The following is a 24611-nucleotide window of genomic DNA, read 5'->3' on the forward strand; positions in this document are numbered from 1 at the left end:
GTTCATCAAATGGTGAGTGAGAGAGCGGTTACCCGCGCGGCTTGCGGCCCGGGACCCTTTCGAGCTGCTGGACGCGGCCTTCAATCTGATCCAGACGCTGGTTGGCCTGCTGTGCGGACTGGTTGGCGGATTCGGCGCTCTGCGCCGCGCCCTGCACCTTCACGTCGAGCTGGTCGAGACGTGAGTTGATCGATGCGAACTCGTCTTTGTAGGTGGCGCAAGCACCGAGGCTTACGGTAGCAACGATGGCTACGGTGACGGCACGTGCCGCGTTCAAGTGCTGCTTGGTCAGGAACATTCCACTCCCTCCTTCGTCTGGGGAGTCTGGAATATAGCGGCGTTTGTTCCCGGCGCTGCGAAGTGCTTTCAGCTGCAGTTGGAAGACGTGGATGGGCTGTGAAGGTGCGGCAATCAGCGAACCTTAACAAGCGGGAACAAGCGAGCTCTGCTGCATCGGTTGATGTCCTTGTGCCACTTCGATACCGCCAATTCATCAGGATGAAGCCGACTCACGGTGCCCCTCTCATTGGGGGCAGATGAGCATGGCGCAACACGAGGGCGAGGCCAGCGTTGTCGGCACTGGTATCCGGCCCTGATTTCCACCTCACGCCGGTGCAAGCTGTCCGACCATTTCATTGATGATCACGTGCGTCAGCGTACGCAGGAACCGCGCTTCGCCCTCCACGGTTGCACCGATGTCGAATCGGTGCAGCCATTGCTCGTTCTCTCTCTGTGTTTGCTCGTACAGCGACCGGGCCTCGCCGGCAATGTGCTGAAGCTGTCGCATCAACTGCCTGGTGGCTGCCTGTCGTGTCAGGCCCAACGCTTCCCCTGCTTCCACCAGATGCTGGAAGCGCATGTCGCGGAAATGCCTAACGCCGAGAATGGGCCATGCCAACTCCGAACTCTCGGGCCAGCGGGCGCCCTCACCCTCGTATGCGCGGGTCTCATAGCATGCGGTGGAGAGCAGGTCATAGTGCGGCGCCAGCTCGATGCCCGCATTGTCGACCAAGAAGCTCAGGTTCTTCAGGTGGGCATCGTTGTTGCCGGTGAGTACATTGAAGACCAGCCAGTCGAACAGCCGCATGCGCGTTCTGAGCTTGCTTCTGCACTGCTGGACGATAGCGGCCAATGTCTCCATGCTGCCAAGCGCGTACTTGAAGCTGCCGGCCAGGTTCAGCAGCTGGCATGCATCGACCGCGTGCCGGCGATGAATGGCGCTGGGCGTGATGACACGATCAAAGCGCTCGATGATGAAGACCGGCTCCGGCACGTAGCGCCGTTCCACATGCGGAACCAGCAGGCCCATGCGCTGCGCAAGGCGCATCACGAACCATTCATTGGCCACGCTGTGCGGGTAACCCTCGCTGGTGCTGTCTGGCTTGAGAATATGGGTCGAGGGCTGGGTGCCCAGCGGTTGGTAGATGTGTCCCGCGCGCTCGACGATTGCCAGCTTGTGCTGGGCGCCGGCAAGCGACATGCGCTTGGCGGCACCTGCGGCCAGGGAGGTATGGGGCAACCCCTGGATGCGTTGTGAGAGCTCCGCATCGGGGAGGTCCGCAAGACTGCCTGGGGGGAGGGTCTGACCGGGTGGCAGCAGCGTGAGTGAGCCCGCGGACTCTGCGCCGTAGTGCTTCAGCAGTGCGAAGGCATCGGCACTGTCCAGGTGGGCGTCCGTGGCCATCAGCATGCGCTGCTGCTCTTCTGGCAAAAGATTGTCGAAGTACCACTGCACGGGGCGCTCGCTGCCGCCATCGATGATGGCGGTGTCCTGCAGCGGCAACGCGGGCGCCAGCGAGAAGGCGCTCGCGTTGGTCAGCCACTGGGATGAGTAGGTGAAGCGCCAGAGATTGGCGGCCTCGGCTAGGACGCCTACCGGTGTGTCGTCAATGCTGACTTGCAGTTGGCGCGGATAGTGGAGCCCAGACAGCGTGGTCACCTTCACTACATCCTTGAGATCGATGTGGGAGGCGCTCATCGGGATGTCTTCTTGTGACGCTTGGCCGGGGCGGCCATCGCCTCTTCCGGGACGTCGATTTCGACATGCAGTCCCAGCTCATGGAGCACGGTGAACAGCTTGCCCCATTGCACCGTGGTGCCGCCGCGCTCGATCTTGGCCAGGAAATTCTCGCTGACACCGATGCCCTCTGCAGTTGCGTCCTGGCGGAGGCCTTGGTGCTTGCGCGCAGCCCTGACCAGTGGCCCCAGTGCTTCAGCGTTCTCCAACCTGATCTTCAAGGGAAAATCCTCATGAGCGTGTGACTTTCTGTATCCAGCGGACAGTCTATACCCTTGAATCCTGATGATCGAAAGGATTTTGCGTCGAATCCCATTGCTTTCACTAAAATCCTTATCATCGTGAGGATTTCTTTAGAAAGATGCTCGACTCCCGAAAAATCCTCAAAAAAGTCAGGATTTCTTTGAAAAGAAACAGAACGTACGAAGAATCCTTGTGGATATAAGGATTTTTTGAAAAGCCATGTAGCGCTCTGCTGATGGCGTATCGAGAGTTCCCTGAACAGGAACCTCATTCATGTACCGGTCAGTTCAATATTCAGGGCCGATTTCATCAACAAACGGATAATTCACACCTGTCGAACGCCCCTTCTCTCTCCCCCTCCCGAGGGGCGTTCGACGAAACCAAAATAATTAAAGGTGTATCCCGATGATCAAGAATTCGCTGCTTGCCCTGGGTCTGTTGGCCGCGCTGCCGTTCGCCGCATCGGCTGCCGATGGCCTGTCGTACAACTACGTTGAAGGCGGCTATGTGAACACCGATGCCAAGGGCGGCGACGCTGATGGCTGGGGCGTGAAGGGCTCGGTTGCCGTGCACCCGAACTTCCACGTCTTCGGTGATTACAGCAAGCAGGAAACCGACACCTTCAAGAATGATGTCGCCCAGTGGCGCATCGGTGCCGGCTACAACTACGGCATCGCACCGAACACCGACCTGGTGGCTCGTGTTGCGTACCAGAAGTTTGATATGAAGCACGGCCTGGACTTCAACGGCTACTCCACTGAAGTGGGCGTGCGCACCGCGTTCAACCCGTACCTGGAAGGCTATGCGCTGGCCGGTTACGAGGATTACAGCAAGAAGCACGGTATCAACCCGGACGGCGAGTTCTACGGCCGCGTCGGTGCCACCGCCAAGTTCAACCAGAACTGGGGCCTGAGTGGCGAAGTGAAGCTGGCCAAGGCCGGCGACCGCGAGTGGTTCGTGGGCCCGCGTTTCAGCTGGTAACAAACGCCTGTCGTTAGTGCGTGTAACTGGCGTGTGACCTCTCTCCCATACGCCAGTGAAGCCCGGCCTCGTGCCGGGCTTCTCTTTTTCCGGTTTCGCTTTGCCACAATGGGGCATGGGCGAACCTTCCACTCTCGCTGGCACAGGCACGGCTTACCAGGAACACCTGGCGCCCTTGCCGCTGCGTGGCCAGTTCGGTCAGCTCTGGCAGAGCCAGTTGTCGGCCGACGCCAGCGGCAGCATCACCGTGCTGCCGGATGGCTGCGTGGATATCCTCTGGCGTGAGGGCGCGTTGTTTGTGGTGGGGCCGGACCGTACCGCCGCACACCCGCAACTGGCGCCCGGTGCGCAGGTGCTGGGCGCGCGTTTCCGGCCAGGCCAGGCATCGGCTGCGCTCGGCATCGACTTGTCCGACATCGTCAGTCAGGCCGTGCCGCTGATTGAATTCAATGCCCGGTGGGCAACGCAGGTTGCAGCCTCGATCGGTGAGGCCGCGCCTGAGCAGCGGCTGCAACGCCTGGCCGACTGCCTGCAACAGAACATGCCTGCGGCCGTGGCGGACGAACAGACGAAACGTGCGCATGCGCTGTTCGCGCACGCCGCCAAGGGCGACGCCAGCCTCGATGCACTCGCCGCACACCTGGCGATGAGCCCGCGCACCCTGCGTCGCTTCAGCCAGGCGCAGTTCGGCTACGGCGCAAAATCCCTGGAGCGGATCCTGCGCCTGCAGCGGTTCCTGCGCTGCAGCCAGGCACAGCCCGCGCACAGTCTGGCGATGCTGGCCGCCGAAGCGGGCTATGCCGATCAGGCGCACCTCAGCCGTGAGGCTCGTGAGTTGTCCGGCCTGACGGCCAGTGCGCTGCGCCAGGAGTGGGGGCGTTGATGGCCGTTTCGTTCAAGACGACTGCTCAACCCTGACCGATGCTGGGCGCTCCTATCACGGAGCCCACCATGAGCCACGCAACCAACGCCGATGCCGAACGCCGCATCGACAACATCGAATTCAACGTCGCCGACATCGCCCGCAGCAAGCAGTTCTATGGGCAGGTCTTCGGCTGGTCTTTCACCGACTACGGCCCTGCCTATACCGAGTTCGACGATGGTCGCCTCAAAGGTGGCTTCGTTGCTGACGAGGCGGTGACAGCCACGGGAGGCGCGCTGGTGATTCTCTACTGTTCGGATCTGGCAGATGCACAGCAGCGCATCGTCGCGGCCGGCGGCGAAATCGTGCAGGCCGTGTTCGCCTTCCCCGGTGGCCGTCGCTTCCACTTCCGCGATCTGGACGGGTATGTGCTGGCGGTGTGGAGCGACGCTACCTGATCGCCGGTCCGCAGCGCGATGCCCCTGGGCGCGCGCTGCAACTACAATCCGCAAATGGAATCGCACATTGACGCGTACGTGAAGCAGGCCGATGGCAACCGCATCGACGTGATGCTGCTGAATGACCGCTCGCGTTCCGCGCTGCAGGCGCTGGGCTTCACCACTGATGAGGGAGATACCCTCACCCTGCCTGTCGCCGACGACGCAGCCAAGGCCGCCGTCTTCATCCGGCTGCGTGATCTCGGCGTCGCCTTTTCGGCGGGCAGGGAGTGGTGCCCGGCCGAAATGTTCGAACACCTTCGCGATAGCGGTCTGCTGGACGGGCCCTACCTCCGGGTTGCGTGGCGCACGCCGCAGCAGTTCACAGTGACCACGGAGTAGCCGCACAGCATGGACGTGATCGAGATCGCCGGGGCGCATCTGCTGCGCGATGCTGCGGATGGCTGGCAACTGCTGGATTCGGTCGTCTCGCAGGACCGCACGCGGTTGGCCTGCATCCATGGTGCCGGGCAGGGCTTCCGCGTCGCGCGTTTCCTGCGCGGACACATGCAGCCGCAGTGGCAGGGGGAGTGGTGGCTGCAGCAACCGGAGCGTTCGATTACCGACAGCGAACAGAGCGCACGCGCGCTTGCCGACGAATGGCTCGCGCTCGCCACGAACTGAGAACCGCTCCGTCGTCGGCAGGATCGTTCCGCTATGATCGCCCGCACATCGCCCCATGCGATGTGCCCGCCTCAAGCCAGCAGGAACTGCCGTGAACGCCCAGCCCGCACCCATCACCGCCCTCAACCACACGCTCGACAACGAGCCGCAGCAGATCACCGCGCCGCTGACCCATTCGGCTGCATTCCTGGTGCTGACGGTGAAGGACGATGAGGCGTCGCTGGCGAAGGTGCGCGAGGTGCTGGCCAGCACCGATGACCTGATCAAGAACACTGCCATCCGCGAGATCGAGCGCACCTTCACCTGCAACGTGGCCATCGGCCACCGCGTGTGGGCGCCACTGGTGGGCAGCACGCCGCCGCGCGAATTGAAGCCGTTCCAGGAAGTGAAGGGTGCTGCCCATACGGCGGTGTCCACGCCGGGCGACCTGCTGTACCACATCCGTGCGCGCACGATGGACCTGATCGTCGCGTTCGAGAAGAACCTGCTGCTGGCCTTCGGTGATGCCGTGGAAGCGGTGGATGACGTGGCTGGTTTCCGTTACTTCGACGGCCGCGACCTGCTCGATTTCGTCGACGGTACCGCCAACCCGGAGGGGCTGTCGCTACCGGAGGCGACCATCGTCGGCGGCGAAGATCCCGACCATGCCGGTGGCAGCTACGTAGTGGTGCAGAAATACCTGCACAACCTCGATGCCTGGCGTGCGCAGAAGACTGAAGCGCAGGAAGCGATCATCGGCCGCACCAAGCACGACAACATGGAGCTGGACGACGCGCCGGCCGACGCGCAGAAGTCGCACAAGACGCTGTGCACCATCGAGGATGCCGACGGCGAGCACGAGATCCTGCGCGACAACATGCCGTTCGCCAACCCGGGGCGCGGCGAGTACGGCACCTACTTCATCGGCTACACACGTCGGCTGTGGGTGATCGAAAAGATGCTGGAGCGGATGTTCATCGGCAACCCCGCGCCGCTGCACGACCGTATTCTTGATTTCTCCACCGCGACCACCGGCGTCACCTTCTTCGCCCCCTCGCGCAAGGTGCTGGCCGACCTGGGGGACTGATCATGCCGGGTGGGGCAGCCAGGTAGATCCACGCCATGCGTGGATGGATCAACCGGTTGCCCAGAACAGCCACGCATGGCGTGGCTCTACTGCTTTGGCATCCGCCATCTGCCTGTCATCTACAGCACCGACCATGACGCGTTGGACGGAAGTGGAGACGTGGTGATGGTTTCTGCAGGCAACCGGCGCACTACGCGCCGCGGCTGGCGCCCGTTGGCATGGTTGCTGGGCCTGCTGGCGCTGGGGAGCGCCAGCGTGTCCGCACAGGACGCGCCTGCGCATTGGATGGCCTATGCCGCCTCTGTCAGCGGTGAACTGCAGCAGCGCCTTCAGCAGGAACAGGATCCACGCGCCCAGCGCCTGCTGGTCTGGCTGCAGGAACATCCTGATACGCCGACACCGCTGGTGGTGAGCGTGTGGATCGCCCGCGATGGCGCGATCTCCAAACTGGAATTCGACAGCCTGGGTGATGTCCAGGTGGATGCCGATCTGCGCGCGACGCTACAGGCCACGGCGTTGCCGGCGGCACCGCCGAAGGACATGCGCCAACCGCTGCGCTTGGGGCTGGTGCTTACCCAGTAGATCCACGCCACGCGTGGATGCGTTTGGTAGATGCCGACCTTGGTCGGCACGTGAGCGCCAACCAAGGTTGGCGACTACCCGTAGATCCACGCCATGCGTTGATGGCGCGCCGGTCACCCCACAACAGCCACGCATGGCGTGGCTCTACTGCGTTGCTACCTGCGGTTCCCGCGCAGCGGCACGCCACGCCCGCAGCCCGAACAGTGCCAGGCCCAGGAAGAACACGTACAACGCAGCAGTCACGTGCAGCGACTTGAACAGGTACGCGCCCACGTAGACCACGTCCACCACGATCCACACCCACCAGCAGGCGGCGTGTCGGCGTGCCTGCCACCACTGCCCGACCAGACTCAGCGCGGTCAGCATCGCGTCCAGCCACGGCAGCGCCGCATTGGTGAAGGTGTGCATGCCGGCACCAAGCGCGACGCCGCCACACAGGCCGATGGCGAGGTCGCGCAGCAGCGTGCCGCGCGCGAGCGGCACGATGCGGATGCTGCCTTCATCGGCCGCGTGCTGGCGCCAGTTGATCCAGCCGTAGACCAGGAATCCACCGAAGGCGACCTGCAACAGCGTGTCCGAGTACAGCTTGGCCTCGGCGAACACTGCGCCATACAGCGCGACCGACAGCAGGCCGACCGGCCACGCGGCCAGCCGTCGCTTCGCCATCAGCCACACCCCGAGGATGCTGAAGAGGGCCGCGGTCCACTCGAGCAACACGCCGCTCACAGCGCGAACGTCACCGACAGGCGTGCCTGTCGCGGCGCACCCGGGAACAGGTAGTAGTCACCACCGCTGCTGCCGGTGTCGCGCCAGTAGAAGCGGTTGAACAGGTTGTCCACCGACAGGTTCCAGCTGACCGCGTGGTCGTGCAAGCGATGCTGGAAGCGCAGACCAGCGTCGAACACCGAGTAGTCCGGTGCGCGTACACCACCATCGGCGCGGGCGACATTGGCGGAGGCATAGCGCCAGCCACCGGTCACGTCCAAGCCCTCGGCGAACGGCAGCGCGTAGGCCAGGTGCACGCTGGCACGCACCTTCGGCACGTTCACCAGCTGATGGCCTTCATAGGCCGGGGTGCCGGTGTCGCGTGCGCGCGCCTGCAGCACGCTGGCGCTGGCGACAATCTGCAGCGCGTCGGTCAGTTGGCCGTTGGCGGTCAGTTCCAGGCCGGTATGGGTCTGCTTGCCTTCTTCGACGAAGGTGTAGCCAACCTCGCTGCCGTCGGGCTTCGCGTACTGGTAGGGCTGGGTGGTGCGGAACACTGCGGCGCCCAGGGTGAGGGCGTCCACCGGCACGTACTTCACGCCCACTTCCAGCTGCCGCGACTGCATCGACGGCAGGAAGGTGTCGGCGTTGGATGTCCAGAACGGTGCTTCCTGGCCCAGCGAAATGCCGCGCACGTAGCTGGCGTAGGCGTTGAGCTGATCGGTGGCCTTCCACACCAGCGCGGTCTGCGGCAGGAAGCGCGACAGGCGACTGTGGCGCTGCGGCGTGCCGCGCTTGTCGTAGGCGCGCTCGTCCAGGCGCACGAAGCGGCCGCCGGCCAGCCACTGCCAGTCATCGCCGAAGCTCATCCGGTCCAGCGCGAAGAACGCGGTCTGGCGGCTGTCCAGGCGTCGTGCCGATGCACCCGGCATCTTCGGTGAGGGCTCGAACACCGGTACCTGCGCATCGTGGATGTTGCTGGTGCCGACGTACTCGTTGACGCTGGGGCGCTTGTCGACGGTGCGGCGGAAGTAGTCCGCGCCGATGCTCAGCTGGTGGCCGACGCTGCCGGTGTCGAAGCTGCCGCGCAGTTCGGCACGCGCCTGCTGGTTGCGGCGCGTGTCATCCGGGCTGCGGTAGTCGTAGATGTCGTAGTCGCCGTTGGGGGCGAAATAGTTGCCCGGCACGCTGCCGTCGGCGCACCCTGCGGTGTAGTAGCAGCCGTAGGCGAAGGCGACGTTGTCATCGATCACCGAACGGCTGTGGCCGATCGACAGCCGCGACTGCCAGGCGTCGTTGAAGTCGTAGGTGTGCAGGGCGGTGATGTTGGTGCTGGCGATGTCCACCGGCCGCTGCCACGGCTGGTAGCCGAGCAGGCGCTCGCGGTCGACGCCGCGCGGCAGGTCGCGCGCGCCCAGCAGCTGGAAGCCGGACACCGAGCGCTGCGAGCTGGTCTGGTAGTTGGCATCCACTTCCAGCTTGCCGTGTTCGCCGATCAGCCAGTCGGTGGCCAGCGAATAGAAGTTGCGGCGACCGTCGGCATGCTCGACGTAGGAATCACTGGCATCCCAGGCGGCATTGAAGCGGACGCCGAAGCGCGGGGTCAGCCAGTGGCCGACATCCACGGCGGCATAGCGCGAGCCTTCCGAATCGGTGCCCAGGGTGACCGTGCGCACTTCCGCCGCGCGCTTGCCCACGTAGTTGATGATGCCGCCCGGCGCCATCACGCCAGCCGCCAGGCCCGCTTCGCCCTTCAGGATCTGCACTTCCTGGATGTTCTCCAGCGCCAGGCGCTGTTCGCCGGCGATGGACATGCCGTTGAAGCGGTAGCCGGTGGCCGCATCCAGCGCGAAGCCGCGGATGGCGATGTTCTGGTAGTAGCCCACCGGCGCATAGGCATCGCCCAGCGAGGCGTCATTGCTGGCCAGCTCGGACAGCGAACGCACCTGGCGACGGTCGAGGTAGTCGCGCTCCAGCACGTTGACCGAGGCGGGGGTGTCCTTCCAGGAGCCGCCACCGAATGCACTGATGCGCGAGGTGTCGGTGGCCGGCTTGCCGGCCTGCACGCGTACCGCCGCCAGCTCGGTGGGCGAGGACGGCGGAGCATCAACGGCGTCGGTGCCTGCCTCGCTGGCGTACAGCGGCAGGGCAGCGCAGAGGGCAAGGGCGAGCAGGGTGGGGCGCAGGCAGCGGTTCATTCGATTCGTCTTCAGACAACAAGGGAGACGAAGCGACGGCGCGCAGGTGCACCGGCCCATGACGGGGGTGTGGCTGCGGCTCAAAGCTCCCTACGCCGGTGCAAACCGGATCAGGTTCCAAGGGACTCTCTCAGCCTGGCAAATCCAGGCACCCCCGCTTCAGGTGACCATTTCACTACAAATGGTACGGATTTGCGAGCCACCGCCCTTCAGCCGGGGTCAGATCCCCTTCCAGCGGAAAGCGATCTGACCCCGGCCGAGCGCATCATCGACGCATGACGTCGATCTACCGGGTACCCAGCGTGTTGGGTGGCTCGCGGCTCACGCAGCGGCGTGCAGGGCCGCCAGCAGGGCCTGGCCGGGGGCCGTGGCGAACCAGGCCGGATGCCCGAGCATGAACGGCTGCCAGGCGACGTCGGCATTCGCGGTGGAGCCGGTGACGCCCTCGAAGTACTCCACTTCGGACAGAGCGAAGTCGAAATGCACCATCGGCAGCAGGTCGGCCAGCAGGTGCACGCGCGTGGGCGACAGCGGCAGTTCCTGCCGATAACCCTCCAGCAGGGCCAGGGCGATATCGATGCGTACCGCGTCGGTGCCGCGCTCCAGTTGCAGCCAGGCCACTGCGTTGCGTTCGATCGCGGTGGCCAGGTCAAACAGCGCGCTGGTCGGCGAGGCCAGGCCGAAATCGAGCACCGTGGCGATCGTGCCGTCGTCGTTCCACAGCAGGTTGGAGACGTGCCAGTCGTTATGCGCCCACAGTCGTGGTTCGTCCTGCAGGCGTGCGGCCACGCCGTGGTGCCAGGGCAGCACGTCGCGGCGCAACTGTTCTTCCCAGGGAATGCGCGCCAGGTAGCGGGCCAACCCGGGGCGGTTGTCGAGGTCGGCCTTCAGCGCGACGATCGGGTCATCGGCGCGGATCAGGTCGTCGCGTGCCACCAGCAGATGGGTGCTGCGTTGCGGGGCGTGGTAGCTGGCTGCCGCGCGGTGCAGCGTGGCCAGCATGCGCCCTGCCTCGCGGGCCTGGGCGATGTCGGTCAGCGGCGACCACGACGGCAGCTCACGATACAGGTCCTTGCCAGCGCCCACCGCATGCAGCTCGTAGGTCCACTGGCCGTGTTCGAGTGCGGTGCGGCCGCCGTTGCTGGCCAGCACCTGCACCACCGGTATGCCGGCAGTCGCCAGATGCGCGATGAAACGATGTTCTTCTTCCAGGCTTCCCGCGCTGCGCACACTGTGGTGATGGCGCTTGATGAAGACCGGACCGCGCGTGCCGTCGACGATGGCCGCGGCCGACAACGGACGCGGGCTGTGCCAGCGCAGCGTGCTGTCCGCGCCCAGCTGCGGAAAGTGGCCACGCAGCCAAGTGATCTCCTGCGCGTCGATCGCCGGCCAGTCGGCGGCGACCTCGTCGTTGTTGAGGCCCTGCACGCGATGGGGGGAAGAGGTCATGCCACGGCCGCTGCTGAGTAAAGGAACATCCAAGGCTGCGCATTCAACGCCATGGGCGCCGCAGACGCAAACGGGCGGGTCATCGACCCGCCCGTCAGGGACATCATGTGCGGCCTGTGGCCGACGCGCTTACCAGCCGCGATGGCGGCCGCGGTCGTGGTAGTAGCGGTTGTCATGGCGCTCGCGCTGCCAGCGACGGTCATCGCGGCGGTCGTAGCCATAACCGCGGTTGTAGCCCCGGTCATAGCGGCGGTCGTAGCCACGGTCGTAACGGCGGTCATAGCGCCCGTCGTAGCGGCGATCATGGCGGTCGGAGGTGGTGAGGTTGCCGATGGCGCCGCCGGCAACCGCGCCGCCGACGGTGGCGGCCGGGTCGCCGTTGGAGATCAGGTGACCCGCCACGCCGCCGACGACGGCACCGACCACGGTGCGCTTGTCCTTCCTCGACATCGCGCTGGCATCACTGACCACGGCCACGCCGGCAAGAAGTGCCAGGGCCATCGCCAGACCACGGAAGCTGAGTGCGGAAGTGCTGAGCATGTTGGGTTCTCCTGTGAGGTGCATGCCACGGTGGGCAGGGAGGGCGCTGGGCGCCCCGGCTGCCGTAGGGACTACGCTGGTGCCCGGACATTGCCGGAACATTGCGCGCGATCCCCGTGCGGCTTGCGCATTCATCTAGCGTCAGGCGGCATGAAGCGAGGCTGAAAGCGCTGCGGCCGCTCAGCTGCCAGAAAGGAAAAGGGCCGCAGTAAGCGGCCCTTCCCCTGGTCTCTCCGGTCTGGCTCAGTGGCCCATGGCGCGCTGGGTCTGCTTCACCTGTTCCTGCTGGGCGTCCTGCTGTTGCTGCAGCACGTTCGGTGCGCCGTGCACCGCACCGCTGCTGAGCGCCATGCTCTGCTCGCTGGCAGCACGGGTGTCCACCGCCGCGCGGCAGGCGGCCGGGTCGCCGGCGGTGCCCTGTACGGCAAACATGCGCTCGCCGTTGGTGCTGGGCACCACCGAGTCGATGCGCTGCATGCCGCTGGCCTGCGCTTCCTTGGTCAGCGCGGCGGCGGCGGTTTCCAGTGCATGGCGGTCCTTGAAGGTGCCTGCCGGCAGGCCTTCCATGCCCTTCACGGCCTGGTTGTACATCGGGTTCTGCGGATGGCGCTCGTCATTGAGCAGCGGGCGCTCGCGCGCGTCCTTGATCGCATCCAGCGTCTTCGGGCCGATGATGCCGTCCACCGCCAGGCCGTTGTCCTTCTGCAGCTGGCGCACGGCAGCCTCGGTGTTGCGACCGAACTTTCCATCCTCGACCAGCGGCTTGCCGTCGGCACCCACATACCCCAGGTGGCCCAGCTGCTCCTGCGCCCTGCGCACACCTTCGCCGTGCGCACCCTGCTTATGCACTTCATTGCTGGTCTGCGGCTTTTCCTGCGCGGCCGGCTTCGGCTCGGACGCGCCCTTGGCCTGCGCCTGCTCGTGCGTCTGGCTGCGGTTTTCCAGCAGGTCGCGTGCCTGGTGCAGCGGATCGGAAGCGAACAGCTTCCAGTTCGGGTGGTCCTTCACCTGCTTGAGGTAATCCTCCACCGGCATGGTGTGCACGCCCAGCTTGCCGGTGGACTGGCTGATCAGCAGCTTGTCGGTGTTCGGGTCACGCACCACCATCACGATGTGGTCGATGCCATTCCAGTGCTCGTGCTTGGTCTTGGCCGTATCCAGGCCGATGACCATGCCTTCCTTCAGCGCATCCGGCTTGAGGATGTCGTCGCGCTTGAGCAGCACGCCCGAGTCCTTGTAGGCGTCATGCACGATACCGCCGGAGCCGGCGAAGCCCAGCTTGATCTTGTCGGCGTCGGCGAACACCGCGCGGCCGGCCTTCTGGTTGATCTCGTCCTGGGTCTTGTTGAGCATCGTGCCGACCCAGCCGGAGCAGTCGATGTAGCCCTGGTCGACGTTCTTGCCGGTGACGCCGTTGCCACGGTAGTACTGGCTGGATTCGATGTTGATCGCGTACTTGACGTTGTCGTACTTCACGCCCGCGTTGTACGCCGCATCCAGCGAAATACCGGGTGCATCCGGTTTGGCAGCGGCAGCCGTGGCAGTGGCGGCGATGGCTGCCGCACCCGCGGCGACGGCTGCCTGCGCGGCCAGGGTCACGGTCTGCGTCGGTGCGGCCTGCACCGGTGCCGGACGTGCCTGGGCCTCGGTGATCGGTGCGATGTTCTTTTCCGGGATGCTGATCGCGTCGTACTTGCGGTCGTAGTACTGGGCGAAGGTGCTGGCCAGGTCACGGTCATTCATCGTGCGCATCTCGGTGCGCGTATGCCCGGTCAGCGCTTCCACGTCACCGCCGATCTGGCCCATGATGCGCGGGCGCATGTCGATCGGATCGCCATGGCCGTCGCGCACGACGCCGAACGTGCCGGTGGCGATCGCGGTCTGGATCGAACCGTAGCCAGCCGCACCCTGCTGGTGTGCCAGATACAGGTCCAGGCCGCTCGGCGTGTCATCACCGGACAGGTACGGGTGGCCGGTGCGGTCATGGCGCTTTTCCATGTCCACCAGGTTGCGCTTGAACATCTCCGCTGCCGCTTCGGTGTTGCGGGTCGGGTCGTACTCGTGGCCGGTCAGGCCGTACTGCTTGGCCGACGACGGCAGGAACTGGAACAGGCCCTTGGCATCGGTCTTGTCGTTGTGCGCGCGTTCGTCGAAGCGGCCACCGGTCTCGATGTGGGCAAAGCGCAGGAAGTCCTCGCTGGCGATGCCCTTGCGCTGTGCAACCTGCTCGATGATGTCGAGAACTTCCTTTTTGCTGTAGTCACGTTGTGCCATGACATTTCCTCTGGGGTTGATGGAGCGGCCTTTGCCGCGATACGCCAACCGGACTCATCCGTGAGTCTTCAACATGTCGGTCAACAGGTGCTGCGGGGTGTTGCGTCTTACTTTTCGACGTAGGCCTTGCGGGCGGCGTCGTAGTGGTACTGGCGCGCATCGGCCGCACCCAGCGCACGGGTCTGGCCCGGGCCGGAAATGGTGGTGCCGGTGGCGGTGACACTGAGGGTGGGCAGGTCGCTGCCGGCGACGGCGTTGAAGGCCAGAACGCCCCGGTTGCTGACGCACGGCATCACCTGGCCGTCGTCGCAGGCGGCCGAATTGTCTTCACCGGTGATCACCGTGCCCAGGCTGGTCCAGACCTGGCCGTCTTCGGATTTCTCGTAGTCCGGGTTGAACACCAGCACGGCATAGCTTTCGATGCTGGTACCGGTGGCGAAGGTGCTGGTCGGCACTGCCAGCACCAGCTTGCCGGCCGGGGTGCGGTACTCCAGCGGCTTGCGCTTGCTGTCGATGTCCGGCGCGGTGCCGTTGGCGCCGACGGTGCCGATCCACGGCTCGGCACCCTTGAACACCCACGGCCGATCCGGCTTGTCGCCGGTCAGGGTGAAGGTGGCCTCGGTCAGGGTGACCTGGCTGTCCGGACCGACATCGTCTTCGCCGGGCTTGCCGTACTTCTGCGGTGTGTTCCAGGCAAAGCCGGTGTAATAGCGGGTGCCGGCCACTTCGAAGGCATGGCCGAACCAGAAGGTGGCGACACTGCCATTGGCTACTTCATACGAAACGGCGCCATCGCCGTCGACGTCGTAGATGAAATACAGCACGCTGCCGGCATCGGGGGGCGTGGCGGTGGCCGTGGTGGCGGGTGTGGCGGAACTCTGCATCGGGGCAACATCCTGTCGTGGCGCGGTGGCGCCCTGTGGTGACGCGGTCGAAGTCGAGGGGGTGCAGGCGCTGGCAAGCAGCGCAACGAGCAGGCCGGCGAACGTCGCACACAGACGTGGGCGGACACGGGCCAAACGGGATTCCGGAAGGATCTTCATGCACCTCTCCATGGTTTGCGGGCGTCGGGCAGGAAAGCCAACGCAGAACACGCTCCACCCTCCATGAGGGGGAACGTCATGATGAGCCGGTCGATTCCTTCGACCTCGCATAGGAGAGCGCATCAGGGCCGATGATGGCATAGATGCGACGTCGATCACAGGGGGGTAGGGGGCCGCCTGCCCTCCGAGCCGTGAAGAGCGTCTCAGATCCTGCCGTCGCGCAGGTAGTCGAACAGTTCCGCGTCGCCCTTCAGGCCCAGCTTGAGCATGGCATCGCCCTTCTGACGGCTGATGGTGCTGACGCTCTTGTGCAGCTGCAGCGAGATTTCCTTCACCGTCATGCCGGTGCCCAGCAGGCGCAGCACCTCCACTTCGCGCGGTGACAACGGCTTGCCATCGCCCTCGCGCATGCGCCAGCTGCCGGCTTCCTCCACCCGCTCGCGCAGGCTGCGGCTGATGTAGGACTGGCCGCGATAGACCGCCTGGATGGCCTGTGGCAGTTCATCCATCGACGAACTCTTGTCGACCAGGCCGAGCACGCCGCTGTCGAGCACCATGCGCAGGATCGCCAGGTTGTTGGAGACACTGAGCATGAGCACCGGCAGGTCGGGATGGCGGCGGCGGATCATGCCGATCATGGCGAAGCCATCGGCCTGGGGGCTGCCGGGCATCGAATAGTCGGTGACCAGCAGGTCGCAGGGCTGGGTGGTCAGCAGGGTCATCAGCGCCTGGGCGTTGTCGGCCTCGCCAACGACTCTGCCAACGCCGCTGGACTCGATGACGGCGCGGGTACCGATGCGGACCACGGGGTGATCGTCTGCGATGATGATGCGCAAGGTCATGCTCTAGTATGGCCACCGGCACGCCGGACCGCGACTGTCGCGGTCCCTGGCAGGACTTCCAGGAGATCGTTGCAGATGCGCAGCTGGGCGGCTCGTGGACTGATCCTGTTGACGACCCTGTTGGCTCTGCCGGCGCTGGCCCAGCCCGCGTCCGCTCCGGGACCGTTGCCGCTCAGCCCCCTGCAGCGCGAGTACCTGGCCGCACATCCTGTTGTCGTTGTTGGACAGTATGACAGTGGCTGGCCTCCTTTTGAGTCGATCCAGGACGGGAAGCAGGTGGGCCTCGGCCCGGACTACCTGACGCTTTCGGCCCGGCAGCTCGGACTGAAAATCGAGGCGCGCCGTTTTCCGGACTGGCCCTCGGTGCTGGATGCGGCATGCCGCGGCGAGATCGACGTGGTAATGAACATCGCGCTCAGCGCCGAGCGTACCCGTTGCATGGTCTACACCGCCGCCTATGCCGAGGCACCGCTGGCCATGGTCGGACGTCCTCAGGACCTGCGTGCTTCGGAGGCACCGGATCTGGATGGGCTGCGCGTCGTGGTCGAGCAGGACTTCATGACCGGGCCGCAGGTGCGTGCGCGGTTCCCCAGGGCACGACAACTTGTCGCAGACAACACGCTGACCGCCTTGCGTATGGTCAGAGACGACAAGGCCGACATCTTCATCGGCAATGCCTATGTGGCAACGGAACTGATTGCCGCCGCTGGGCTGAAGGGTGTGGCATTGCTGCGGCCCAGCGATCTGCCCCTGGAGCAGTTGCATTTCGGTGTGCCCAACAGCAAACAGCCGTTGTCCGAAGCACTGGATCTGGCGCTTGCCGCCGTCAGCGAAGCCCAGCGCGACGCGCTCGCGAAGCGCTGGCTGCCACCGCCGCAGTGGTCGGCGTCGGCGCAGCTGGCATTGAGCCAAGCCGAGAAACGCGTGCTGCAGCAGCCGCTGAAGATCGGCTTTGCGCCCAACGCAGCTCCCCTGTCATTTGCCGACAGGAATGGCAAGCCCAGTGGCCTGACCAACGAATACCTGCAGCGCCTGCTGCAGGCCGGCGCCAACCTGCAGGTTGAAAACAGCCATGACTGGTACGAGGTGCGCGAGAAGGCGCGTCGCGGGGAACTGCAGGCGGTGATCGGCATTCCTGCCGATTCGCGCTACCTGGGGCCGGAATGGGTGTTCAGCCAGCCCTTCATCACCGTGCCCAATGTGATCGTCACCCGCACTGACAGTCCGTCGATGCTGGGCCTGTCGGACCTGGACGGCAAACGCGTGCTGCTGTCCGATCCGGAGCGCATCCGCGGCTACGTGCAGCAGCAGGCGCCGCTGGTGAAGATCGTCGCCGCGCGCAGTGCCGAACAGGCCCTGCAACGCCTTGCCGATGGTGAGGCCGACGCCTACGTGGGCAACCTGGCGCTGGTCGACCAGCTGCTGCGCACCCGCTTTCCGGGACGCCTGCAGCTGGCCGCACCAGCCGGGTTCAATGACCAGCTGACACTGGCGGTGGAGCGCCGCCATGCGGCCCTGGCCACCACCTTCGACCGCCTGCTGCTGCAGATGGGGCCCCGCCGCCGCGAAGCCCTGCGCGGCGACTGGCTGTCAGTGGAATATCGCGGTGGAGTGGACTGGGGCACGCTGCTGCGCTGGGGTCTTCCGCTGCTGCTGGTGCTGGCCACTGCGGTGGCGGTGCACGGGCTGGGGCACTGGCGGTTGCGCCGCGAAGTGGCCAGCCGCCGTGAGCTGGAGCAGCGCCTGGCCGAGGTGACCGACAACCTGCCTGCCATCGTCTACCAGGCCCGCCGCGAAGCGGACGGCACCTTGAGCTTCCCCTTCATTGCCGGCGATGTGCAGTCGATGTTCGGCATCAGCCGGCAGGAGGCGGAGGCGGATGGACAGGCGCTGCTGGCCTGCATCGATGCCGAGGACCGTGAAAAGGTGCTGCATGCGATGGAGCTGGCGGCGCGCAACTTTGCACCGCTTTCCTTCGAGTTCCGTATCCATCGCGACGGAAGCGCGCCCTGCTGGGTGCGCAGCCAGGCACACCCGTATTCAACGGAAGCGGGCGCGGTGACCTGGAGTGGCTACTGGGTGGACGTGAGCCAGGCGCGCGCGCAGGCTGACGCGCTGGCTGCGGCGATGGTCGAAGCCGAACAGGCGGCGGCGGCGAAATCGCGCTTCCTGGCCACGATGAGCCATGAAATCCGCACGCCGATGAGCGGTGTGCTGGGCATGCTGGAAGTGCTGGCGCATTCGCCGCTGGATGCCGAGCAGCAACGCATCCTCGGCGTGATCGAAGACTCGGCGCAGATGCTGCGGCAGATCCTGGACGACATCCTCGACTATTCGCGGATGGAAGCGGGCGCGCTGCGGCTGGAGCCGGTACCGCTGCCGGTGCGGCCCCTGCTGGAAGGCGTCCATCGGTTGTTGTTGCCGCAGGCCACGGCGCGGGGCCTGGACCTGCAGCTGGACATCGACGAACACCTGGCCCAGGCCCATGAAGTGGATGGCGTGCGCCTGCGCCAGATCGTGTTCAACCTGCTCAGCAATGCCATCAAGTTCACCTTGAAGGGCTCGGTGCGGCTGCAGCTGGAGGTGCTGGGGCCTACTGCGGAGGATGGCAGCCAGCCGCTGCGCCTGAGCGTCACCGATACCGGCATCGGCATTGCTCCCGAGCAGTTGCCGACCCTGTTCGAACCCTTCACCCAGGCCGGTGCGTACATCCAGCGCGACCATGGGGGCACCGGGCTGGGCCTGAGCATCTGCCGGCGCCTGGTGCAGAAGATGGACGGCGAACTGAAGCTGGAAAGCACGCTGGGCGAAGGGACGCGGGTCGAGGTGCTGCTGTCGCTGGTGGAGGCACGCAGCGAGGATGTGATGGCGCTGCAGGCCGAGCATCAGCAGATCGCGCTGCTGCCCCCTGATCTGCGCCAGGCACGGGTGATGGTCATTGAAGACCATCCCACCAACCAGGCGATGATGGCTTGGCGCATGCAGCAGCTGGGCGTGCCGCATGTGCTGGTCGATGACGGGCAGCAGGCACTGGACCGGCTGGCTGAGGAATCCTTCGATCTGGTCATCACCGATTGCCGCATGCCGGTGCTGGATGGCTTCGGCTTCACCCGCCTGCTGCGTGAGCGCGAGGGCCGCAACGGCCAACCGCGGATGCCGGTGCTGGCGCTGACCGCCAGCGTGCTTGACGACGACGCACGCCGCTGCCGCGAGGCCGGCATGGACGACATGCTGGCCAAGCCGTTGTCGTTGGCGACCCTGCGGCAGGCGTTGCTGCGCTGGCTGCCGCGTGCCGACGGTGCCGAGGATGATCAGACCGATGTGGCCAGCGACGATGAGCCAGATGGCGACGAGGGGCTGCCCGATCTGGCGGCCCTGCAGCGGCGCTTTGGCTCGCGCGAGATCGCCCTGCAACTGCGCGACAGTCTGCTGAAGGCCAGTGACGAGGACATCGCCGTGCTGCAGCGCGCGCTGCACGAAGGCGACCGGGTGACGGCCGCGCTGCACCTGCATCGGCAGGCCGGCGCGCTGGGCGCGGTGGGTGCACGTAGCCTGGCCGATCGCGCCAACGCGCTGGTCGAACGGTTGCAGGCCGCAGGCGATGCAGAGATCACATCGGCGATCGCCGACGCCGGGGAGTTCGCGGCGCATCTGCAGCAACAGCTGCAGCGCCTGGCTCATTGAGCTGCGTGTTCCTGCAGGTAGGCGATCACCCGTGCGCGACGCTCCGCGCTGGGGAATGCGTTGTACATGCGCGTGCCGGGCACGAGATGGGTGGGTGACTGCAGGAACGTATCCAGCGTCTGCGCACTCCACACGAAGTCGGCGCGGCGCATGCCCTGCGAATATCCGTAGTCGGGCAGGCTGCCCGCACGGCGGCCGATCACCCCATGCAGGTTGGGACCGAAGCGATGGATGCCGCCCGCCTTGACGGTGTGGCAGCCGGCACACAGTTCGAACGCCTGCTGCATGGCCTGCTGGCGTGCCTGTTCGGGCGTACTGGGCGCAGCCGGCGGGCGCTGGCACGCGGTGGCGACCAGGATCGTGGCAACAGCGGGAAGCAGACGAAGGGCGCGCATGGGCGAGCAGGATAACGGGCGCATGCGCCGTGGGGCTGCGACCGGCAGTCGCAGCCCCATCACCGGTCACATGCCGGAGTAGTTCGGTCCGCCGCCGCCCTGCGGGGTCACCCAGACGATGTTCTGGGTCGGATCCTTGATGTCGCAGGTCTTGCAGTGCACGCAGTTCTGCGCGTTGATCTGCAGCCGCGCATCGTTGCCGTCACCGACGAACTCGTACACGCCTGCCGGGCAGTAGCGTGCTTCCGGACCGGCATACTCGGCCAGATTCACCTTCACCGGGATGCTCGCATCCTTCAGTGTCAGGTGGCTGGGCTGGTTCTCGTCGTGATTGGTGCTGCTGAGGAACACCGAACTGAGGCGGTCGAAGGTCAGCACGCCATCGGGCTTGGGATAGGCAATGCGCGTGTGCTTCGATGCCGGCTCCAGGCAGGCATGGTCCGGAATGCTGTGGCGCAGGGTCCACGGCGGATTGCGCACGCCCAGTTTCGGCAGCAGCCACTGCTCGATGCCGGTCATCAGCGTGGCCACGGTCTGGCCCTTCTTGAACCACTGCTTGAAGTTCTTCGACAGCTTCAGTTCGTCGTGCAGCCAGCTGGTTTCAAAGGCGGCCGGGTAGGCGCTGAGTTCGTCGTGCTGGCGATCGGCCACCAGCGCGTCGAAGGCGGCATCGGCGCACAGCATGCCGGTCTTGATCGCCGCGTGGCTGCCCTTGATGCGGCTGACGTTGAGGTAGCCGGCCTCGCAGCCGACCAGTGCACCGCCGGGGAACACGGTCTTCGGCAGCGACATCAGCCCGCCGGCAGTGATCGCACGCGCGCCGTAGCCGATGCGGGTGCCACCTTCCAGGTGTTTGCGGATCGACGGATGGGTCTTGAAGCGCTGGAACTCCTCGAACGGGCTCAGCCACGGGTTCCTGTAATCCAGGCCGACCACGTAGCCGATGGCGACCTTGCCACCGTCGGCGTGATACAGGAACGCACCGCCGTAGGTATCGGTGTCCAGCGGCCAGCCGGCGGCGTGCACCACCAGGCCCGGCTCATGCTTGGCCGGGTCGATCTGCCACAGTTCCTTGATGCCGATGCCGTAGGCCTGCGGGTCCTTGCCTTCGTCCAGCTTGAAACGGCTGATTAGCTGGCGGCCGAGATGGCCGCGCGCGCCTTCGGCAAACACGGTGTACTTCGCCTGCAGCGCCATGCCGCGTTCGAAGGCCGGGCCGATGCTGCCGTCCTTTTCGATGCCCATGTCGCCGGTGGCCACGCCGATCACCGCGCCGTCGTTGCCGTACAGCACTTCGGCGGCGGCGAAGCCGGGGAAGATCGCCACTTCCAGCGCTTCGGCCTGCTGCGCCAGCCAGCGGGTGACCTCGCCCAGGCTGATGATGTAGTTGCCTTCGTTGTGGAAGCACTCGGGCAGCAGCGCGTGCGGGGTGGTGCGCGCGCCGGTCTCGCTGAGGAACAGGAACTCGTCGCGGGTGACCTTCTGCTTCAGCGGTGCGCCGCGCTCGGCCCAGTCCGGGAACAGTTCGGTCAGCGCCCGCGGGTCCATCACCGCGCCGGACAGCACGTGCGCGCCGGGCTCCGAGCCCTTTTCCAGCACACAGACCGACAGCTCACGACCGGCTTCGATCGCGCGTTGGCGCAGACGGATCGCGGTGGCCAGGCCGGCCGGGCCGGCACCGACGATGACCACGTCGAATTCCATGACTTCACGCGGGGGCAGGGCGTTGGCTTCAGCACTCATCGATTGCATGACTCGTGGGTAGTGCCGGCATCGGGGCCACCGGCGGTTGCCTGGGAATCGCGCGTGCAGCCACGGGCGAAACGGTTGTTTGAATGTTGTCAGGGTACCGGGCTGCGCGTGATCGAGCTAGATCGCCGATGTTCACACCGCGATTGCTGCAATGCAGCGTACGTGGCTTCGGTAGCCGCCAACCTTGGTTGGCGTCCACTGAAACCCCAGCGCCGACCAAGGTCGGCCGCTACCGGCATACCAAACCCACCCGGATGACCGACAATGGCCAGGTCCCGACTGCGTGTGAGTGCCATGGCTTTGGATCCGTACGACCTGTTCGATGTCCGTTCCCTGCTCAGCGAGGAAGAGCGCGCGGTACAGGAGAGCGTGGCCCGCTTCACCAACGAGCGCGTGCTGCCGATCATCGGCGATGCCTTCGACCAGGCGCGGTTCCCGTCGGAGCTGGTGCCGGAGATCGCTTCGCTGGGTCTGCTCGGCGCCACGCTGCCGGCCGAGTACGGCGGCGGTGACCTGGGCGCGGTCAGTTACGGGCTGATCTGCCAGGAGCTGGAGCGCGGTGATTCGGGCCTGCGCAGCTTCGTGTCGGTGCAGAGCTCGCTGTGCATGTATCCGATCTATGCGTACGGCAGTGAAGAACAGCGTCGGCAGTGGCTGCCGGCGATGGCGCGCGGCGAACTGATCGGCTGCTTCGGCCTGACCGAAGCGCACGGCGGTTCCGACCCGGCCAGCATGAAGACCCGCGCGGTGCGCGACGGCAGCGACTGGCGCATCAGTGGCAGCAAGATGTGGATCACCAGCGGCCCGGTGGCCGACCTGGCCATCATCTGGGCGCAGACCGAAGACGGCATCCAGGGCTTCGTGCTGGAGAAGGGCATGCCCGGCTTCACCACGCAGGAAATCAAGCACAAGATGAGCCTGCGCGCGTCGCTGACCGGCGCGCTGTTCTTCGACGACGTCCGCGTGCCCGACAGCCACCGCCTGCCGAACGTGAAGGGGCTGAAGGGTCCGCTGGGCTGCCTGACCCAGGCACGCTTCGGCATCAGCTGGGGCCCGATCGGCTCGGCCATCGCCTGCCTGGACGAAGCGCTGGGCTATGCCAAGGAGCGCGTGCTGTTCGGCCGTCCATTGGCCGCCACGCAGAGCGCGCAGATCAAGCTGGCCGAGATGGCCCGGCGCATCACCATGGCGCAGCTGCTGGCGCTGCAGCTCGGTCGCCTGAAGGAGGCGGGGCAGGTGCAGCCGCAGCAGGTCAGCCTGGCCAAGTGGAACAACTGCCGCATGGCGATCGACATCGCCCGCGAATGCCGCGATCTGCTGGGCGGCGCTGGCATCACCACCGAGCACGTGGCGATCCGCCATGCGCTGAACCTGGAATCGGTGATCACCTATGAAGGCACCGAGACCGTACACCAGCTGGTGATCGGGCGTGAGCTGACCGGCATCAACGCGTTCTGAAATCCATCCACGCATGGCGTGGATCTACCGGGATGGCGGTAGTCGCCAACCTTGGTTGGCGCTGGGGTTACCCGCGAAGGGCATCCACGCATGGCGTGGATCTACTGGCCGCCGGCAAACCCGTGCTGGCGCCACGCTTCGTACATCACCACCGCAACGGTATTTGACAGATTGAGGCTGCGGTTGTCCGGCCGCATCGGCAGGCGCAGGCGACAACCATCGGGCAGGGCATCGAGCACGTCCTGCGGCAGGCCACGACTTTCCGGGCCGAACAGGAAGGCATCACCGTCTTCGAACGCCACGCTGTCATAGCGGACGCTGGCACGCGTACTCAGGGCGAACAACCGCTTCGGTGCGATCCGTGCCAGCGCAGTGTCCAGGTCTGGATGCACCTGCAGGCGCGAGTACTCGTGGTAGTCCAGGCCGGCGCGCTTGAGCTGCTTGTCTTCCAGTGCGAAGCCGAGCGGCTCGACCAGGTGCAGCTGCGCGCCGGTGTTGGCGCAGAGCCGGATCACATTGCCCGTGTTGGGCGGGATTTCCGGTTGGAACAGGATCACGTGGAACTGGGGCGCGGCATTCATCGGCGCAGTGTACCTGCGACGGCCGCCGCCTTTACGACGCACGCCCTGGGATGGGCAGGGCGGACGTCGCTTACGGGCGCAGCAGGACCTGGGCGGTTTCGGCAGCGAAGGCCTGCAGCTGGGCGGCGCTCGGACGCACCTGCAGGGCCGGCAGGTTGACGATCACCTGGTTGGCGACGCTGGTGGCGGCGGCGGCCAGGGTGGCGGCGTAGCGCTGGGCTTCGTGCTCGGCAGCCAGGGCGACACGCTGCTCCAGGCTCGGGCGCACTTCAACCGAGGCCAGGGTGGTGATCGGCAGCGCGGCGACGACCGGGGCGGCGATGAAGCCGTCGCGCTCGCTCAGCTGGTCTGCGCTCGGGCGCACTTCAACGGTGGCCAGGGTGCGGATGCCGCTGGCCTGTTCCCAGGCCTGCTGGACCAGCTGGTCGGCGGCCGGGCGGACCTGCACGGTGGACAGGGTCTTGATGGATTCGGAGGCCTGCACCGACGAAACAACCGCGGTGCCGGCGATCAGGGCGATGGCGATGGCAATGGTCTTGGCGTTCATGACGGGGCCTGTTTAGTGTTGGTGAGAGGTGGTGTGGTAGTAAGGTAGAACACCAGTTCTGGGGATGCAAGCGGAATTTTCGATTTCCTGCTTTTGTTCAGTCTTTAGTCAGGTTTTGTCTGAAGCCCTTGCTGGCGCAGGAAGGACAGAGCAATCCCCGTGCCAACTTTTAATCATTGATTCATAAGGGTTTTATGGCGTATGAAAAGTGTCCGCCGGGCGGACACCTGTCCATTCGGGGTGCCGCGGACACTGTCCGGACGTGAATCAC

Annotated in this window: 23 protein-coding genes and 1 riboswitch; of the genes, 9 read left to right on the forward strand and 14 right to left on the reverse strand. The window is 65.6% G+C overall.

Annotated features, from left to right (window positions below; all coding sequences use genetic code 11):
- Positions 1-28 precede the first annotated feature (28 nt).
- From ACQ5SA_RS16575 to ACQ5SA_RS16585, 3 genes are all read right to left on the reverse strand, one after another.
- Positions 29-298: a hypothetical protein gene (locus ACQ5SA_RS16575; protein ID WP_499315055.1), complete on the reverse strand. Its 270-nt coding sequence runs from the start codon at positions 296-298 to the stop codon at positions 29-31.
- Between the two features lie 306 nt (positions 299-604).
- Entirely contained in the window at positions 605-1978 is a 1374-nt protein-coding gene (locus ACQ5SA_RS16580) for a HipA domain-containing protein (protein WP_499315056.1), read from the reverse strand.
- On the reverse strand, positions 1975-2238 hold the full coding sequence (locus tag ACQ5SA_RS16585; protein ID WP_499315057.1) for a helix-turn-helix domain-containing protein: 264 nt from the start codon (positions 2236-2238) through the stop codon (positions 1975-1977). Before ACQ5SA_RS16585 ends, ACQ5SA_RS16580 begins: the two co-directional genes overlap by 4 nt.
- Before the next feature lie 430 nt (positions 2239-2668).
- Between ACQ5SA_RS16585 and ACQ5SA_RS16590 the strand changes: the two genes are divergently transcribed.
- The 7 genes from ACQ5SA_RS16590 to ACQ5SA_RS16620 all read left to right on the forward strand — a co-directional run bounded on the left by ACQ5SA_RS16590 (position 2669) and on the right by ACQ5SA_RS16620 (position 6872).
- Positions 2669-3241 (forward strand): OmpO family porin, encoded by a 573-nt coding sequence (locus tag ACQ5SA_RS16590; protein WP_176022450.1) that lies wholly within the window; start codon positions 2669-2671, stop codon positions 3239-3241.
- A gap of 115 nt (positions 3242-3356) precedes the next feature.
- On the forward strand, positions 3357-4124 hold the full coding sequence (locus ACQ5SA_RS16595; RefSeq protein WP_499315059.1) for a DUF6597 domain-containing transcriptional factor: 768 nt from the start codon (positions 3357-3359) through the stop codon (positions 4122-4124).
- Between the two features lie 68 nt (positions 4125-4192).
- Positions 4193-4561 carry a VOC family protein gene (locus ACQ5SA_RS16600; RefSeq protein ID WP_499315060.1) on the forward strand — a complete coding sequence of 123 codons (369 nt, stop codon included), beginning with the start codon at positions 4193-4195 and terminating at the stop codon, positions 4559-4561.
- Between the two features lie 54 nt (positions 4562-4615).
- Complete coding sequence (locus ACQ5SA_RS16605; RefSeq protein ID WP_499315062.1) at positions 4616-4942, forward strand: hypothetical protein; 327 nt, start codon at positions 4616-4618, stop codon at positions 4940-4942.
- A 15-nt stretch (positions 4943-4957) separates the two neighbouring features.
- Positions 4958-5224: a hypothetical protein gene (locus tag ACQ5SA_RS16610; RefSeq protein WP_499315064.1), complete on the forward strand. Its 267-nt coding sequence runs from the start codon at positions 4958-4960 to the stop codon at positions 5222-5224.
- 91 nt (positions 5225-5315) lie between these two features.
- Positions 5316-6290: a Dyp-type peroxidase gene (locus ACQ5SA_RS16615; protein ID WP_499315066.1), complete on the forward strand. Its 975-nt coding sequence runs from the start codon at positions 5316-5318 to the stop codon at positions 6288-6290.
- A gap of 165 nt (positions 6291-6455) precedes the next feature.
- The gene (locus tag ACQ5SA_RS16620; protein ID WP_499315208.1) at positions 6456-6872 is read left to right on the forward strand and encodes a hypothetical protein; all 417 of its coding nucleotides are present in this window, start codon (positions 6456-6458) and stop codon (positions 6870-6872) included.
- 144 nt (positions 6873-7016) lie between these two features.
- Here the strand turns inward: ACQ5SA_RS16620 and pnuC are convergent, their stop codons facing one another.
- The 7 genes from pnuC to ACQ5SA_RS16655 form a co-directional block, all read right to left on the reverse strand.
- Entirely contained in the window at positions 7017-7586 is a 570-nt protein-coding gene (pnuC, locus tag ACQ5SA_RS16625) for a nicotinamide riboside transporter PnuC (protein WP_499315068.1), read from the reverse strand.
- A gap of 8 nt (positions 7587-7594) precedes the next feature.
- Positions 7595-9775 carry a TonB-dependent siderophore receptor gene (locus ACQ5SA_RS16630; RefSeq protein WP_499315070.1) on the reverse strand — a complete coding sequence of 727 codons (2181 nt, stop codon included), beginning with the start codon at positions 9773-9775 and terminating at the stop codon, positions 7595-7597.
- Between the two features lie 70 nt (positions 9776-9845).
- Positions 9846-9941, reverse strand: a riboswitch (TPP riboswitch).
- Between the two features lie 155 nt (positions 9942-10096).
- A complete protein-coding gene (locus tag ACQ5SA_RS16635) occupies positions 10097-11224 on the reverse strand; it encodes a phosphotransferase enzyme family protein (RefSeq protein ID WP_499315072.1) in 1128 nt (375 codons plus the stop codon).
- A gap of 129 nt (positions 11225-11353) precedes the next feature.
- Positions 11354-11764 (reverse strand): glycine zipper 2TM domain-containing protein, encoded by a 411-nt coding sequence (locus ACQ5SA_RS16640; RefSeq protein ID WP_059063181.1) that lies wholly within the window; start codon positions 11762-11764, stop codon positions 11354-11356.
- Between the two features lie 243 nt (positions 11765-12007).
- Positions 12008-14038: an XVIPCD domain-containing protein gene (locus ACQ5SA_RS16645; protein WP_499315074.1), complete on the reverse strand. Its 2031-nt coding sequence runs from the start codon at positions 14036-14038 to the stop codon at positions 12008-12010.
- 107 nt (positions 14039-14145) lie between these two features.
- On the reverse strand, positions 14146-15081 hold the full coding sequence (locus ACQ5SA_RS16650; RefSeq protein ID WP_499315075.1) for a hypothetical protein: 936 nt from the start codon (positions 15079-15081) through the stop codon (positions 14146-14148).
- A gap of 203 nt (positions 15082-15284) precedes the next feature.
- Positions 15285-15923, reverse strand: coding sequence for a response regulator (locus ACQ5SA_RS16655; RefSeq protein ID WP_025875871.1), 639 nt, complete (start codon positions 15921-15923; stop codon positions 15285-15287).
- A 75-nt stretch (positions 15924-15998) separates the two neighbouring features.
- Between ACQ5SA_RS16655 and ACQ5SA_RS16660 the strand changes: the two genes are divergently transcribed.
- On the forward strand, positions 15999-19607 hold the full coding sequence (locus tag ACQ5SA_RS16660) for an ATP-binding protein (RefSeq protein ID WP_499315077.1): 3609 nt from the start codon (positions 15999-16001) through the stop codon (positions 19605-19607).
- On the opposite strand, the gene ACQ5SA_RS16665 is transcribed toward ACQ5SA_RS16660, so the two are convergent.
- On the reverse strand, positions 19601-20002 hold the full coding sequence (locus ACQ5SA_RS16665) for a c-type cytochrome (protein WP_499315079.1): 402 nt from the start codon (positions 20000-20002) through the stop codon (positions 19601-19603). The genes ACQ5SA_RS16660 and ACQ5SA_RS16665 overlap by 7 nt on opposite strands.
- Before the next feature lie 66 nt (positions 20003-20068).
- Complete coding sequence (locus ACQ5SA_RS16670; RefSeq protein WP_499315081.1) at positions 20069-21745, reverse strand: electron transfer flavoprotein-ubiquinone oxidoreductase; 1677 nt, start codon at positions 21743-21745, stop codon at positions 20069-20071.
- A gap of 303 nt (positions 21746-22048) precedes the next feature.
- On the opposite strand from ACQ5SA_RS16670, the gene ACQ5SA_RS16675 reads away from it, so the two are divergent.
- Positions 22049-23212, forward strand: a complete 1164-nt coding sequence (locus ACQ5SA_RS16675; RefSeq protein ID WP_428706132.1) for an acyl-CoA dehydrogenase family protein — start codon at positions 22049-22051, stop codon at positions 23210-23212.
- Positions 23213-23313: 101 nt separating this feature from the next.
- On the opposite strand, the gene ACQ5SA_RS16680 is transcribed toward ACQ5SA_RS16675, so the two are convergent.
- Together ACQ5SA_RS16680 and ACQ5SA_RS16685 are read right to left on the reverse strand one after the other, a co-directional pair.
- Positions 23314-23793 (reverse strand): tRNA (cytidine(34)-2'-O)-methyltransferase, encoded by a 480-nt coding sequence (locus ACQ5SA_RS16680; RefSeq protein ID WP_165375963.1) that lies wholly within the window; start codon positions 23791-23793, stop codon positions 23314-23316.
- Positions 23794-23863: 70 nt separating this feature from the next.
- Positions 23864-24340, reverse strand: a complete 477-nt coding sequence (locus tag ACQ5SA_RS16685; protein WP_499315083.1) for an XAC0231 family protein — start codon at positions 24338-24340, stop codon at positions 23864-23866.
- Positions 24341-24611: the final 271 nt, after the last annotated feature.

Origin of the sequence: Stenotrophomonas indicatrix (genome assembly GCF_050573115.1) — a bacterium.
GTDB lineage: Bacteria > Pseudomonadota > Gammaproteobacteria > Xanthomonadales > Xanthomonadaceae > Stenotrophomonas > Stenotrophomonas lactitubi_A.